Origin of the sequence: Caballeronia udeis, from assembly GCF_001544555.2 — a bacterium.
Classification (GTDB): Bacteria; Pseudomonadota; Gammaproteobacteria; order Burkholderiales; family Burkholderiaceae; genus Caballeronia; species Caballeronia udeis.
Genome location: NZ_FCOK02000007.1, coordinates 69,154 through 84,053, shown reverse-complemented (window position 1 = coordinate 84,053; position 14,900 = coordinate 69,154). Strand labels below are relative to the sequence as shown.

General features: G+C 62.3%; 12 protein-coding genes. 9 read left to right on the top strand and 3 right to left on the bottom strand.

Annotated elements, in window-relative coordinates; translation table 11 throughout:
* Positions 1 to 15: 15 nt before the first annotated feature.
* Both AWB69_RS07580 and AWB69_RS07575 read left to right on the top strand, forming a co-directional pair.
* Positions 16 to 693, top strand: coding sequence for a hypothetical protein (locus tag AWB69_RS07580; protein ID WP_231937021.1), 678 nt, complete (start codon positions 16 to 18; stop codon positions 691 to 693).
* Positions 694 to 801: 108 nt separating this feature from the next.
* Positions 802 to 1,998: a cystathionine beta-lyase gene (locus AWB69_RS07575; protein WP_062083887.1), complete on the top strand. Its 1,197-nt coding sequence runs from the start codon at positions 802 to 804 to the stop codon at positions 1,996 to 1,998.
* Positions 1,999 to 2,061: 63 nt separating this feature from the next.
* On the opposite strand, the gene serB is transcribed toward AWB69_RS07575, so the two are convergent.
* Entirely contained in the window at positions 2,062 to 2,904 is an 843-nt protein-coding gene (gene serB / locus AWB69_RS07570; protein ID WP_062083885.1) for a phosphoserine phosphatase SerB, read from the bottom strand.
* A gap of 128 nt (positions 2,905 to 3,032) precedes the next feature.
* Here serB and AWB69_RS07565 point away from each other — a divergent pair, with 128 nt between their 5' ends.
* Positions 3,033 to 4,250 carry a cytochrome P450 gene (locus AWB69_RS07565; protein WP_062084076.1) on the top strand — a complete coding sequence of 406 codons (1,218 nt, stop codon included), beginning with the start codon at positions 3,033 to 3,035 and terminating at the stop codon, positions 4,248 to 4,250.
* Between the two features lie 25 nt (positions 4,251 to 4,275).
* On the opposite strand, the gene AWB69_RS07560 is transcribed toward AWB69_RS07565, so the two are convergent.
* Positions 4,276 to 5,235, bottom strand: a complete 960-nt coding sequence (locus AWB69_RS07560; protein WP_062083883.1) for a LysR family transcriptional regulator — start codon at positions 5,233 to 5,235, stop codon at positions 4,276 to 4,278.
* 130 nt (positions 5,236 to 5,365) lie between these two features.
* Between AWB69_RS07560 and AWB69_RS07555 the strand changes: the two genes are divergently transcribed.
* From AWB69_RS07555 to ligD, 4 genes are all read left to right on the top strand, one after another.
* The gene (locus tag AWB69_RS07555) at positions 5,366 to 6,382 is read left to right on the top strand and encodes a zinc-binding alcohol dehydrogenase family protein (protein WP_062083880.1); all 1,017 of its coding nucleotides are present in this window, start codon (positions 5,366 to 5,368) and stop codon (positions 6,380 to 6,382) included.
* Positions 6,383 to 6,558: 176 nt separating this feature from the next.
* Positions 6,559 to 7,143, top strand: coding sequence for a DUF6013 family protein (locus AWB69_RS07550; protein WP_062083877.1), 585 nt, complete (start codon positions 6,559 to 6,561; stop codon positions 7,141 to 7,143).
* 234 nt (positions 7,144 to 7,377) lie between these two features.
* Positions 7,378 to 8,295 (top strand): non-homologous end joining protein Ku, encoded by a 918-nt coding sequence (ku, locus tag AWB69_RS07545; protein ID WP_062083875.1) that lies wholly within the window; start codon positions 7,378 to 7,380, stop codon positions 8,293 to 8,295.
* A 66-nt stretch (positions 8,296 to 8,361) separates the two neighbouring features.
* The gene (gene ligD / locus AWB69_RS07540; RefSeq protein WP_062083872.1) at positions 8,362 to 11,289 is read left to right on the top strand and encodes a DNA ligase D; all 2,928 of its coding nucleotides are present in this window, start codon (positions 8,362 to 8,364) and stop codon (positions 11,287 to 11,289) included.
* Between the two features lie 281 nt (positions 11,290 to 11,570).
* On the opposite strand, the gene AWB69_RS07535 is transcribed toward ligD, so the two are convergent.
* The gene (locus tag AWB69_RS07535) at positions 11,571 to 11,810 is read right to left on the bottom strand and encodes a hypothetical protein (RefSeq protein ID WP_062083870.1); all 240 of its coding nucleotides are present in this window, start codon (positions 11,808 to 11,810) and stop codon (positions 11,571 to 11,573) included.
* Between AWB69_RS07535 and AWB69_RS07530 the strand changes: the two genes are divergently transcribed.
* A complete protein-coding gene (locus AWB69_RS07530; protein ID WP_062083867.1) occupies positions 11,809 to 12,408 on the top strand; it encodes a biliverdin-producing heme oxygenase in 600 nt (199 codons plus the stop codon). The two genes, AWB69_RS07535 and AWB69_RS07530, sit on opposite strands and share 2 nt — an antisense overlap.
* Positions 12,405 to 14,900, top strand: a complete 2,496-nt coding sequence (locus AWB69_RS07525) for an ATP-binding protein (RefSeq protein ID WP_062083865.1) — start codon at positions 12,405 to 12,407, stop codon at positions 14,898 to 14,900. Before AWB69_RS07530 ends, AWB69_RS07525 begins: the two co-directional genes overlap by 4 nt.

Sequence of the window (14,900 nt, the reverse complement as noted above, 5' to 3'; positions counted from 1 at the left end):
CGCGCAAGGACAGGAATTTATTTGATGACGCAAATGAAAGTGGCGGCGGTGGCAGCAGCGCTGTTGCTCGCCGGCTGTAATTCAGCCATGCCGCCGGACGGCTCCCGAGCCGTGTCGGCGGCGCGTGCGGCGGCCACGCCGGGCGATCTGGGCCTGCAGTCGCCGGGTACGGCGGAAGCCATCGAAACGCTCGCGCTTCCACCGGTCAAACCGCTGACGCCCAATCCGGCTTACGCGCATTTTCCGACCTATGTGGGCACGCTCGGCGACAAGCAGATCGAGATGAAGCTCGGCGCAAAAACGGATGAGCGCACGGGTGTGCACGGCGAATACCGGTTTGCCGGAGCGTCGACGGTGATCCTGCTCGCGGGGGACCGTGACGGCGATACGCTCGAGATCGAAGAGTCGAATGACGGCACGCATATCACCGGGAACTGGGTCGGCAAGTTTGCAGCTGACGGCAGCGTGTCGGGCGAACGCATGAACGCCGACGATTCCAATCCGCTGCCCTTCGACCTCAAGCCGGTCGGGTCCGGATCGGCTGCGGTTTCTGCCCCGGCATCCGGCGCGGGTGCGTTCGTACCGAAAGCGCCGCAATCGGCCGCGCCGTCGCTGGAACCCGCACCTCCGCCCGCTCCGCCGGCCGCAGGCCACGCGCTGGGCGGGACCAGCAATGTGATCATCGGCGAGTAAAACCCAAGCGCACCCAAACCCACGCGAACTCGCCGTTTGATGTAACACGGCGTCATCGGCTTCACGCGATGGCGCTTTTTTCTTAAGCCTTGAACCAGCAGGACACTCATGACCGATTCCAGCAACTCGTCCAGCGCGCGCAGCTTGCAGACCCGCATCGTTCATCCGGAGGATCAGCTCACCCCCGGTTTTGATTCGTTCTCGATGCCGGTTACACGGGCGTCGACCGTGGTATTTCCGAATCTCGCCACCATGCGCGCGCTCGTCTGGAGCGACGACAGTCAATGGCGCTATGGCTTGCACGCCACGCCCACGTCGCTCGCGCTGGCGCAGCGGCTGGCGGTGATCGAGGGTGGCAAGCACGCGTTGCTGCAGCCTTCGGGGTTATCGGCCATATCGAACGTGTATTTCGGTTTGGTGAAGACCGGCGATCACGTGATGATTCCCGACAACGCGTACTCGCCAAACCGCGAACATGCCGACTGGCTCGTGGCGGATTTCGGCCTGGAAGTGACCTATTACGATCCGCTCATCGGCGCGGGCATCGATGCGCTGATCCGGCCGAACACCAAGCTGATCTGGCTCGAAGCGCCGGGTTCGGTCACCATGGAAGTGCAGGACGTGCCTGCGATCACGAAGGTCGCGCGGGCGCGCAAGATACTCACGGCTATCGACAACACGTATTCGGCCGGTCTCGCATTCAAGCCGTTCGACCATGGCGTCGACATCTCGGTACAGGCGTTGACGAAGTATCAGTCCGGCGCGAGCGACATCCTGATGGGCGCGACGATCACCGCCGACAAAGCGGTCCATATGCGATTGAAGAGCGCGCGGATGCGCATGGGGATTGGCGTGTCTTCGGACGACTGCTCGCTCGTGCTGCGCAGTTTGCCGAGCATGCAAATCCGCTTCGAGGCTCACGACCGGACAGCGCTTGCGCTGGCTCACTGGCTCAAGACGCGGCCGGAAATTGCGGCAGTGCTGCATCCGGCGCTGGCGGATTGCCCGGGCCATGAATTCTTCAAACGCGATTTCACGGGGGCGGGCGGGCTGTTTTCAGTGGTCTTAGACAAACGCTACAGTCCGGCGCAAATCGATACCTTCGTAGAAGCGCTGGAAAACTTCGCGATTGGCTGGAGCTGGGGCGGTGCGAACAGTCTCGCGATGCCTTATGACATCAAGTCGATGCGCACCGCTGCGGTGTGGCCGCATGAGGGCGTGCTGGTGCGGTTTTATATCGGTCTGGAAGATGAAGCCGATCTGCGGGCGGATCTGGAGCGGGCGCTGGCGGGATTGGAAGCCTGAAGACGCCGATCGGGACAAGGGCTGGGTTTTTGGCTTAGCTCTCGTCTCGCGATACGCGCGCGCTCAAAACAGCCGCAGCAACCCGTCCAGTCCCACGAAGTTCAACGCCAGGCCAGCGGCTTCGCGAACCACCGGCTTCGCCCGGAACGCCACCGACAACCCCGCTTCCGCCATCATCTTCAGGTCGTTCGACCCGTCGCCCATGGCTATGGACCGCTGCGGATCAATACCCAGTTCCGCGCAGGTTTCACGCAGCGTACGCGCCTTGACATCGGCATTGACGATCTCGCCGGTCACCTTCCCGGTCAGTTTGCCATCGACTATTTCAAGCGTATTGGCACGCGTGAAATCAAGCCCGAGGCGTGCCTTCAGTTTCTCGGTGAAGAACGTGAAACCGCCGGATACCAGCAAGGTTTTCAGGCCCGCCGCCTTTGCCCCCGCGAGCATGATCTCCGCGCCCGGCGACAAGCGCAGCCGTTCCTCATACACCCGTTCCAGCGCGCTTGCATCGAGGCCCTTCAGCAGCGCGACACGCTGCGTCAGGCTCTCGTTGAAATCCTTGATTTCGCCGCGCATGGACGCTTCAGTGATCGCCGCAACCTCTGCCTTCAACCCGCAAAAATCGGCGATCTCGTCAATACACTCGATGGTGATCAGCGTCGAATCCATGTCCATGGCGAGGAGGCCGAAATTGCTCAGGCGCAGCGCCGGGTCAATGAACGCGTAATCCAGCCGATGCGCGCCGCAGTACGCGTCAATATCGGGCCGCTGCAGCGGCCCGGCGCCGCGCAGACGCAACACCCGGCCGGCGTCCGCGCGTTCGGTCTGTTGCGAGCGGGCGAGCGCGGTGAGCGGTTTCAGGTGCGTATCGGCGATCGGGTCGAGGCTTTGGATGACGAGGTTCATGACGGGTGGGGAGCGAGAAAAATGGCGTGGGGAACAGTGCGAGACCCGTCATTGTAATGGTCCCGACCGATGGCGGACGTGCGCGCCACGCCGCTATGATGGTTGCCGATAAAACGACGGAGACCTGCATGACCCCGACCGAACGCGCGCTCGACTTCGATCTGCGCAAGCTCGACGCCGCGTTTTACGCCGATCCGTATCCGGTCTACGACGCGTTGCGCGCGAGGGAGCCGATCAGGACAATGCCCGACGGCTCGCTGTTTCTCACGCGCTATCGGGACGTCCAGGCCGTGTATCGCGATCCGAAAACCTTCAGTTCGGACAAGACCGTGGAATTCGGCCCGAAGTACGGCGTCCATGCTCCGCTGTTCGCGCATCACACGACGAGCCTCGTGTTCAACGATCCGCCGCGCCACACGCGCGTGCGCAAACTGATCGCGGGGGCGCTGACCGCGCGTGCGATCGCGGCAATGGAACCCGGTCTTGTGCGTCTGGTCGACGGCCTTCTCGACCAGGCTGCGGCACGCGGCGAGATCGATTTGATCGATGATTTCGCTTCGGCGATTCCGGTTGAAGTGATCGGCAACCTGCTCGACGTGCCGCACGACGAACGCGCGCCATTGCGTGACTGGTCGCTGGCGATTCTCGGCGCGCTGGAACCTGCGCTGAACGCGGAGCAGGAAGCGCGGGGTAATCGCGCGGTGGCGGATTTCATCGATTATCTGGTGACGCTGGTTGCGCGGCGTCGCGCGCATCCTGGCGATCCGCAGCACGACGTGCTGACGCGGCTGATTCAATGCGAAGCCGATGGAGAGCGTCTCGACGAAGCCGAACTGCTGCACAACTGCATTTTTATCCTGAACGCGGGGCACGAGACAACCACCAACCTGATCGGCAACGGCATCGTGCTGCTGGCGCAATGGCCGGAGCAGCGGGCGCGGTTATTGGCCGACCCGGTGTTGATCGAAAGTACGATCGAGGAATGTTTGCGCTACGAAAGCTCGAACCAGCTTGGCAACCGGATAGCGACGGCGGATACGCAGATTGCCGGGATACCGGTGGCGCGCGGGACGCCGGTGACGCTGTGCATAGGGGCGGCGAATCGCGACCCGGAGCAGTTCGAGGCGGCAGACCGTTTCGATATCGCTCGCGAACCGAATCGGCATCTTGCGTTTGGCTTTGGGATTCACCAGTGCGCAGGGTTGTCGCTGGCGCGGCTGGAGGCGCGTATTGCGATTGGGAGGTTTGTTGCGAGGTTCCCGAATCATGGGCTTGCGGGGGAGCCGGTGCGAGCGTCCCGGGCGCGGTTTCGAGGGTTTGTGAAGGCGCCGGTGAGGGTAAGTTGAGGGCACGCCTTAACTTACCCATGGTTCAGCGCATCACTCTTTGCGGATCGACATCCCAGTAGGGCGGATCGCCGAAATGCTCCGTCAGGAAATCGATGAACGCCGTTGTTTTTGGCGGCACGAAGGCACGGCTCGGGTACACCGCCCAGATCGCCACCGTTTCCGCGAGCGGGTAACTGTCGAGCACAGTCACCAGCTCGCCGCTGTGCAGGAACGGCGCCACGCTCCACGTCGATTTCAGCCCGATACCCATCCCGGCAAGCAACATGTCGCGAATGACCTCGCCGTTGTCCGTATCGAGCCGGCCGGACACGCGCACATCGATGATCCCGGCCGGTGTGACAAACGCCCAGTCTCGCTGGCCGGACAGGACGGCGCACTCGTGTTGCGCGAGATCGGCTGGATGGCGCGGCGTGCCGTGGTGAGCGAGATACGCGGGAGACGCGCACAACACGCGCCGGTTGCTGGCGAGTTTTCTCGCGACGAGCGTCGAATCTTTCAATGCTCCAATACGCACAGCCAGATCAATGCCTTTATCGACGAGATCGACGATCTGGTCGGTCAGGCGCAAGTCCAGGCTCACGCCCGGATACCGGCGCAGGAATTCGGGAATGACCGGCGAGACATGCTGACGCCCGAGCGACGAGGGCATGGTCACGCGCAAACGCCCCTGGGGGTGTTCGAACGCGCGTCCGACCGAGGCGCGGGCGGCATCGGCGGCGTCAAGCAGGGCGCGGGCGCGCTCGACGAAAATTTCTCCTTCCTGCGTGACACTGATGCGCCGTGTCGTCCGATGCAAAAGCCGCGCGCCAAGCTGCCGCTCGAGTTGAGCGAGCCGGGCACTCGCCACGGCAGCGGACAACCCGAATTCCCGTCCCGCCGCCGACAGATTCGATAATGCCGCCGCCCGTACGAACAGTGCGACATCCAGCAGGTCAAGCTGCGTCTTGTAGGGCAATTCGCTCTGCGTGTCTATTTTCGTCATTTTCTTGATTATCAATAAAATGTTTCAGCAATTATGACGGTTTCACGCGAAGCTGAAAGCCCTTAACATCGGGTCCATGCATTGCAATCCGACACCTACCGACGCCTGACACCCCTTGAGGAGCTATTTCATGAAAGCGATTGCCCTGACTCGTTACCTGCCCATCTCGAACCCGGAATCGTTGATGGACGTGGAGATCGACAAACCCGCGCCGGCCGGCCGTGATCTGCTGGTGAAGGTTGAAGCGATCGGCGTGAATCCCGTCGATACGAAAGTCCGTGCGCCGAAGGACAAGGTCGAAGAAACGCCGCGTGTCCTCGGCTGGGACGCATCGGGCGTGGTCGAAGCGGTCGGCCCGGACGTGACGCTGTTCAAGGTGGGAGACCCCGTCTTTTATGCCGGCAGTATTACCCGGCCGGGTTCGAACAGCGAGTTTCATCTGGTCGATGAACGTATTGCCGGCGTGAAGCCTGCCTCGCTCGATTTCTCGCATGCAGCGGCATTGCCGCTCACCACGATCACCGCATGGGAAGCCCTGTTCGACCGGCTGGGGGTGTCGGCGGAAGGACGTGACGCCGGCAAGTCCGTCTTGATCGTGGGCGGCGCCGGCGGCGTGGGGTCGATCGGCATCCAGCTCGCCAAGAAAGTGGCGAAGCTGAAGGTGATCGCGACCGCGTCGCGGCCGGAATCGGCGAAGTGGGCGACCGAACTGGGCGCGGATCATATCGTCGATCATTTCGGCGACATGCCGAAGCAACTGAAGGACGCAGGCTTCGAGCAAGTGGACTACGTGCTGATCTTCAACGACACGGACAAACATTTCCCGGCCGCTGCTGCCGTCATCGCACCGCAAGGGGGCATTTGCACGATCGTTGAAAACGGCAGGCCGATTGCCGTCGAATTGCTGAAGGCAAAAAGCGCCGCGTTCCATTGGGAATTCATGTTCACGCGCTCGATGTTCGGTACGCCGGACATGATCGAACAACACAAACTGCTCACCGAAGTGGCGCGACTGATCGACGCAGGCACGATCAAGACGACGCTTGGCCGCGATCTCGGCAAGATCAACGCCACGAACCTGCGTGAAGCGCACCGGCTGCTGGAAGAAGGACGCGCGATAGGCAAGCTGGTGCTGACCGGATTCTGATTCTCCCGGCGTATCGATCGGCCAATCCATTGCAAGCTGCACGCGCGCCGCGGGTTTCCCATGAGAAGCCCGCGTCGCGCGTCGCGCTAGACTGTTCGCGCCACACGCGCGGCGCGGCCACCCCGGCGCCGTTGCTGTATGCCCGGCGTGACGGCTGCACACGGAGGGGTTTTCGCATGATCGATCGTTCGGGTTTTGTTCAGGTTGGCCGGTCAGCGCAAGGTCGTCTGATTGCCGCAAGCGCTGTCATGGCGCTGCTGGCTTGCGTGGTTGAACCGGCGGCTCATGCGACGCCCAGCATCAAGGTGCTGTCGGAAGTCGCCTACGACGGACCGATCAAATACACGGTGAAGATGGCATCGAAGAACTGGGGCAGTGCGCAGGAAACGCGCACGATCCGCTCGGGCCAGACGGATGACTTCTCGTGGCAAAGCAAGCCTGCCGGCGGTTCGCAGAACGTCCCGGACGCATGCCCGGACGTCGACTCCATCCGCAACGCAAGCGGCACGACGGTGCGTCAGGTGAAGATCCGTTTCGCGGCGGTGGTCGCGAATAGCGGGGACGCCGACGTCCAGTTGAGTTTCCAGGGCCACGCACCGCGACCGGCCACCGCCGTCACCGTGAGCGGCAAGAAGCTTCAATGCCCCACCGATAACTTCTTCAGCCAGCTAGTCCATTTCACGATGCCCACCGGCGGCGCCGAAAAGAACGTGACGCTGAGCGACGGTACCAAACTCACCATCAGCGCGAGCCGCAAGTAGCGTCTCGTCCGGCGAGTTTTACGTTTCGCACCGGCGTTCGAGGGCGGGGCGGTGGTAGTCCGCCGCGCCGCCCAGGCCGGCGCGCGCTTGTCCCATCTGGCACGTTTTCTGCAGCGTGATAACGGCCACGCGCTCATCTGCGCGTGTTGATCGTTTGTTAATCGTTTGTTGAGCGTTGTTAGCCGTTTATCCCGTCACGCCGTCAGAGCGGCTCTCCGGCAAAGGTCATTCGCCATGCCACACATGATCTGGAAAGGCGCGATCAGCTTCGGGCTGGTCCACGTCCCCGTGCAGCTTTATCCGGCGACGCAGTCGGAGAAGGTCGGCTTTAACCTGCTCGACAAGCGTTCGATGGACCCTATCGGCTACAAGCAATTCAACAAGAACACGGGCAAGGACGTCACGCGCGAGAACATTGTGCGGGGCTTCGAGTATGAGAAGGGCAAATACGTCGTGATGAGCGACGCCGAGATTCGCTCGGCGAATCCGGAATCGACGCAGACCGTGGATATCCTCGCGTTCGTCGAAGCGCCCGAAATCTCCTTTCTCTCGCTCGATACCCCGTATTACCTCGCACCCGATCGCAAGGGCGAGAAGGTGTATGCGTTGCTGCGCGATGCGTTGAAGGCGTCGGGGAAAGTGGGCATAGCAAACGTCGTGCTGCACAACAAGCAGCATCTGGCCGCGCTGATTCCGGTTGGTCCGGCGCTGGCGCTCAACACCTTGCGCTGGGCGGACGAAGTGCGCGAGTTCGACGAGTTCAAGTTCCCCGATGAGAACTCGAAGAAAGCGGGGGTATCGCCGAAAGAACTGGAGATGGCGCAGCGCTTGATAGACGACATGACCGAGACATGGAACCCGCACGACTATCACGATACGTTCCGCGAAGACATCATGGCGCTCGTCAACAAGAAGGTGAAGGCAGGAAAGACCGAGGAGGTGTCGGAGATTGAAGAAGGTGAGCCGCGCAAGGCGTCGGCGGAGATCCTCGACTTGTCCGAGTTGTTGAAGCGCAGTCTGAAGAAGGACAAGCCCGCGAGACGCGGCGCCAAAGGCAGCAATAGCACGGACGATGACACGTCTGAAACCGAAGCCGCGGAGCCGGCGGCCAAACCCGCGCGCAAGACGACAACGCGCCGCAAACGCGCTTGACGTTGTCTTGACGCCTTGAGCCGGGCGTTAAAACACGACCCACGCAGCAGGAAAAGCGATCCGCCGATGACCGATAAACTGGAAACCTATCAGCGCATGAGGCGCTTCAACCAGACGCCCGAGCCATCCGGCCAGACGGCGGCGAAGGCGAAGCGCGCGTCGAAGAAAGCTCAGGCAAGCGCGCTTTCGTTCGTCATCCAGGAGCACGATGCCCGGCGTCTTCATTACGATTTTCGTCTCGAACTCGATGGCACGCTGAAGTCGTGGGCGGTACCGAAAGGGCCGAGTCTCGATCCGTCGGTGAAACGGCTGGCCGTGCATGTGGAAGATCATCCGATCGACTACGGTTCGTTCGAAGGCGATATTCCCGAGGGAAATTACGGGGCGGGCAGCGTGATCGTGTGGGATCGCGGGACGTGGGAGCCGCAGTCAGGGAATATCGACGAGGCCCGCGAAACCTATGCGAAGGGCAAGCTCAAGTTTGTCCTGCACGGCGAAAAGTTGCGGGGCGGCTGGACGCTCGTGCGCAGCAACATGCGCGGCAATGGCGATAAAGAGCAATGGCTGCTGATCAAGGAGCGCGACGACGAAGCCCGCAACGAAGCCGACTACGACGTGCTGCTCAAGCAGCCCGGCAGCGTGATGAGCGATTCGCTGGGCGCACGCACGAAGAGCGGTGAAGTACGCGAAAGGACCGAGCGGAAGACCGCTGCCAGGACAAGCAGGACCACGAAGGCCGCGCCATCGCCGAAGCGGCCGGCCGTGAAAGACCAAGGCAAGAGCCCGGAGCGGCCGCGTCCGGATATTGTGGCGAACCGGAGCGCTGAATCGCTGCGTACGCTTAGCCATAATCCCGCGATCCAGGACGCGGTGCGCGCGCGGCTTCCCGCCACCATGAAACCCCAACTCGCGACCCTCGTGGATACCGCGCCATCGAGCAATGATTGGTCGTACGAAATCAAATTCGATGGTTATCGGATCCTGGTGCGCATCGATCGCCGGGCTGCATCGAAAGAGAAATCCACGCAGATCTTCACGCGCAACGGCCACGACTGGACCGGCAAGTTCAGTCGTCAGGTCAAGGCGCTGGGCCGGCTTGATGTGGATACCGCGTGGCTCGACGGCGAGGCGGTCGTGCTTGACGACAACGACCTGCCGAACTTCCAGAAACTTCAGAACGCCTTCGACGCCAATCGTCCGCAAGACATCGCGGTCTATTTCTTCGATGTCCCTTACCTCAACGGTTACGACCTTCGCAGCGTGCCGCTGGTGCAGCGGCGAGCGATCTTGAAGGCGCTGCTGGAACCGGTCGATGACGACGCGCTGCGTTTCTCCGCGGACTTCGAATTCAACGTCGACGATCTGCTTAACGAATTCAACGTCGACGATCTGCTTAAAAGCGCTTGCGACATGGCGCTGGAGGGGATTATCGGCAAGCGGCGCGACAGCGGTTATACGCCGGGACGCAGCAGCGCGTGGATCAAGCTGAAATGCCGGCGCCGGCAGGAGTTTGTGATCGGCGGGTATTCGGAACCGTCGGGCAGCCGGGGGCAGTTCGGCGCGTTATTGCTCGGGGTATATGACGCACACGGCAAACTGCAATACGCAGGGCGCGTGGGCAGCGGCTTCGACGCGTCGACCCTGCGCGACGTCAAGAAGCAACTCGATGCGCGCGAAGTCGAGACAATGCCGTTCGCCAGCGCGCCGAAGGAGCGTAGCCGGACGCCGGTGCATTGGGTCAAGCCGGAACTCGTTGCCGAGTGCAATTTCGCTGAATGGACGTCGGAGCGGATCGTGCGACAGGCGTCGTTTGTCAGCCTGAGGGACGACAAGCCGGCGCGTGAGATTGTCAGGGAAGTGCCGAAATCGACGCAGGAGGCCGTGTTGGACGATACAGACGAAGATAACGGTAAAAACCGGAAGCCCGCGAAGAAGACCGCAGCCAAAAGCGCGGCGAAGGCGATTCGCGCGGTGCAAGCGGCGACGAAAAAAACCACGGCGAAGACCGCCGATGCGGAGAAACCGGCCAATAAATCCAAGCCGGCTTCCGTGAAGACTGCAATGAAGACCGCCGCTAAAAAAGCCCAGCGCGCTCCCGCTGGTACCGAGCTTGTCGCGGGTGTGAAGATCAGTCATCCCGATCGTGTGATCGATCCATCGGCGGGGACCAGGAAGCTCGATCTCGCCCTCTACTACGAGTCCGTTGCGCCATGGATGCTGCCGCATCTGAAAGACCGGCCCGTGTCGCTGGTGCGCGCTCCCGGGGACATTACCGGCGAACTGTTCTTCCAGAAGCACAGCGAAAAGCTGACCATTCCGAACGTCAAGCAGCACCCGGGCATCGACCCCGGTCACCCGGCGCTCATCACGATAGAAAACGTCGGCGCGCTGGTGGGCGCGGCACAAATGGGCACGATCGAGATGCACACCTGGAACGCGCTCGCGGCCAGACTCGAAAAACCTGACCGGATGGTCTTCGATCTCGATCCGGGCGACGGCCTCGGCTGGGACCGGATGCAGGAGGCCGCCCGTCTCACGCGTGAATTGCTGACGGAACTCGGCCTTGAATCGTTCTGCAAGACAAGCGGCGGCAAAGGTTTGCACGTGGTCGTACCACTTACGCCGCAGGCCGGCTGGGACGAAGTAAAGGGATTCTCGCAGGCGGTGGCGCAGCATATGGCGAGCACGCTGCCCAGGTATTTCTCGGCGAAGATGGGCAAGCAGAATCGCCGGGACAAGATATTCGTCGACTATTTACGCAATAACCGCGGCTCGAGCACGGTTGCCGCGTTCTCGCTGCGTGCGCGGCCGGGCATGGGGGTGTCGGTACCTATCGGCTGGGATGAACTCGATGCCACCACAAGCGGCGATCAGTGGAATATCGGCAATCTGCATGAACGCCTGGACGCACTCAAGACCGATCCATGGAGCCAGTACGCAAAGACACGGCAACGCATCACCGCCTCAATGAAGAAGCGGCTCGATATCAAGTGAACGAAGGGAAATATCAGTACGACGAGATTGTAATGATGCAGCAAGGCAAGACATCCCACGACGATACCCAGCAACGTCCGGCGTCACAGGGATGAGCCGCGCGAGGGCAGTGCGTGCGCCGGCCCGTCAGTCACACAAGCCGTCATGCAACAGCGCCGGTTGCTGCCCGTGGTCAACAAAGCGCCTCTTGCGTAGAATGGGCGCGCGGTATCGGAGAGCGTGCACGCATCGCGTGCGAGGCAAGCTGAGAAAGGCGTTCATCGATTCCGCTGCAGTTGTTTCTACCATTTTGCGGGCGTGCCGACGTGTGCATCGGTAATCGATGCCGACCCGGTGTGAAGTCCGGGACAGCGAATCGGCAGCGCTCGACGTCCCCGCCGGTCCGGATGAGATGCCGGACCATGCCGCAGCCACCACGAACTGCCGCCACGCCGTGCGCCGGGTCCGGCACGGATTCCGGCATTCGGCATCCGGATCAACATCGCGGCAAACCCGCGGCAAAATTCTATCGGATGGATCATGCAATACGATCTCCTGTCCCGTCTGAAAACCGAAACCGCCGAGTGCCACACGCGGCTGGAAAACGCACTGGACCTGATGCGCGCTGAATGGCCGCGTGAGGACTACGTGGCTTTGCTCGAGGGTTTTTATGGATACGTTGCGCCGTGGGAGGACGCGGTGGCGGCAGCCATGCCCGCGCCTCTGCGCGACTTCTTCGGCGGACGTCGCAAGGCGTTGCTGCTGGCGTCGGACCTGGCGCTCCTGACCGGCGATAAAGACCACGCGAACAGGGTGACAAAAGTTGAACGGCTACCTGCGATAGACAGCATCGGCCGCTTGTTCGGTTCCATGTACGTGATGGAGGGTTCCACACTCGGAGGACGATTCATAGCGCCACACGTCGCGATATTGTTCGGTCTGCAAAGCGGTTATGGAAACGCTTATTTTGAAGGTTACGGCTTGCGCACGGGCAGCATGTGGAACACGTTCCGTGAGACCGCGAGCGCGAATGTGCCACCCGGGCAGTACGATGTGGCCGTGGACGCCGCAATAGCCACGTTCGACGGGTTGCACGACTGGCTCGGCAACGTCCGCGCAGGCTCGGGGGCAACGGCATGAGCAGCGGGCCCGAGCCGCTGTCGCCCGATACGGCGGCCATGCGCGCACAGAACGATCCCGGCGACCTGCCGCGTTCAAGCGCGAGCGGAACAACGCCTGTGCTACCCGGTGCAGCGCCGGGAAGCTCGGCACCCACGGCACTCGCGGCACCCACGGCGGACGCAGCGGAAGCGGCGAATGTGCCGTGCGACGCCGAGCCGATCCACATTCCGGGCAGCATCCAGCCGCACGGTTACCTGCTGTGTCTCTCAAGCACCTTCACCCTCCTGCAGGCCAGCGAAAATATTGCGGCGCTCGTGGGCATCCCGATGGAACAACTGCTGGGCGAGCCGGTGGACGTAGTGATTGGCGCGGCGGCTGCGGCAAAGATTGCTCATGCTGCTGCCACTGCCATGCTCGACGAAGCGCCGCTCTATGTCGGCGTCATCGACAACCCGCTCTTCAGTCCGCGTGAAACCGCACAGGGCCGGCTGGCCATGGCAACGGACGGTCCTGAACTCGACATCACGATGCACCGGCACGACGGCAACCTGATCGTCGAACTCGAAGTTGCGCGGCATCCGACAGCAGACGTGTTTGCATCGATGTATCCGCTCGTGCGTACCTTCACGCGCAGCCTGCAGGACGTGGCGACCCTGACCGGCCTCGTGGAACTTGCCGTGCGCGAAGTGCGCGCAATGACCGGTTTCGGCCGCGTGCTGCTCTACAAATTCGACGACGAGGGCCGCAGCGAGGTGCTGGCGGAGCACATCGATGACGGCTACACGTCGTTCCTGCACCAGTTGTTTCCCGCCTCCGACCTCCCACGGCAGGCGCGCGCGTTATACGTGAAGCAGCGCGTGCGGCTTGTCGCCAACGCGGACGCGAAGTCCGCGCGGCTCGTGCCGCCTGTGAACCCTGTGACGGGCCGCCCGACCGACCTCACGTATGCCGCGCTGCGCAGCTTCTCGCCGATTCATCTCGGTTACATGCGCAACATGGGTACGCATGCGTCGATGTCGGTGTCGCTGGTCGTGCACGGGCAGCTCTGGGGCCTGATTTCCTGCCACGACCACGACGCGCGTCTCGTGCCGTTCGAAGTGCGTGTCGCAATCGAGCATCTGGGGCAACTGCTGTCGCTGCAGATCGAGGCGAAGGAGGAGCGTGCCGAGACGGCCTATCTGCTGAGCCTTCGACGCACGATGTCGCAGCTCATGGGCACGCTTGCCGAGCAGGACGACTACCTTGCGGCTCTTGAGTCGGCGCCTGACGATTTGCTGTGTTTCGCCGGATCGACCGGGGCCGCGATCGTGGTGGACGGCAAGGCCACGCTGGTGGGTTCCACGCCGGATCAGGAGGCCGTGCTCGCGCTCGCGCAGTGGCTGGCGTCGGGCACGTCGGGTGTCTACGCGACCGACGCGCTGTCGCAAGCGTGGCCGCGTGCGTCGCATCACACGGACACCGCGAGCGGGATCCTGGCCGTGCCGATCTCACAGATTTTTCGCAACTACGTCATCTGGTTCCGTCCCGAAACAACACGCACGATCACGTGGGCGGGCGAACCGGTCAAACGCGTGTCGAGCCAGGACGGCGGTGTCGCGCCGCGCAAGGACTTCGCGCCGTGGCTCGAAACCGTGCGCAACCGGTCGCTGCGATGGCACCCGGTGGAACTGGAAATTGCGGGCGAATTCCGGCTGGGCATGCTCAACATCGTGCTGCGCCGGGCGGAAGAACTGGCGGAACTCGCGGATGAACTGCGTCGCGCGAACAAGGAGCTCGAGGCGTTTTCGTATTCCGTTTCGCACGACTTGCGCGCCCCGCTGCGGCATATCGCCGGGTATGGGGATTTGCTGCGGGAAAGCGAAGGCGAGAAGCTGTCCGAGCGCAGCAAGCGGTTCCTCGACAACATGCTCGAGTCGGCGCGTTTTGCGGGCGTGCTGGTCGATGACCTGCTCACGTTTTCGCAAATGGGCCGTGCCGCATTGCGCCCGGTGAGCGTCGACCTGAACCAGTTGGTGAGATCGGTCGCGCAGGAATTTGGCGCCGAGACAGCGGGCCGAAAGGTGGAATGGGTTATACCGGAACTGCCCAGCGTCACGGGCGATCCGGCGTTCCTGCAGATCGCGCTGCGCAATCTGTTTTCGAATGCGGTGAAATATACGCGGACACGAGAATCGGCGAAAATCGAATTGTCGGTCAATTCGACCGCCGATGAATACATTGTCAGCGTACGGGACAATGGTGTCGGTTTCAATATGAAGTATGTGAACAAATTGTTCGGCGTGTTCCAGCGGCTGCATCGCGCGGAAGAGTTCGACGGCACCGGTATTGGCCTGGCGAACGTACGCCGCATCATCGAGCGGCATGACGGCCGGACCTGGGCCGAGGGCCGCGAAGGCGAGGGCGCCGCGTTTCACTTTTCGCTGCCGAAGGTGTTCAGGGCCGAGTCCGCCAATACCCAAAACACTGCCGGCATGCGGCGCAAGCCAGGACCGTCGTCATCGTCGAGTTGA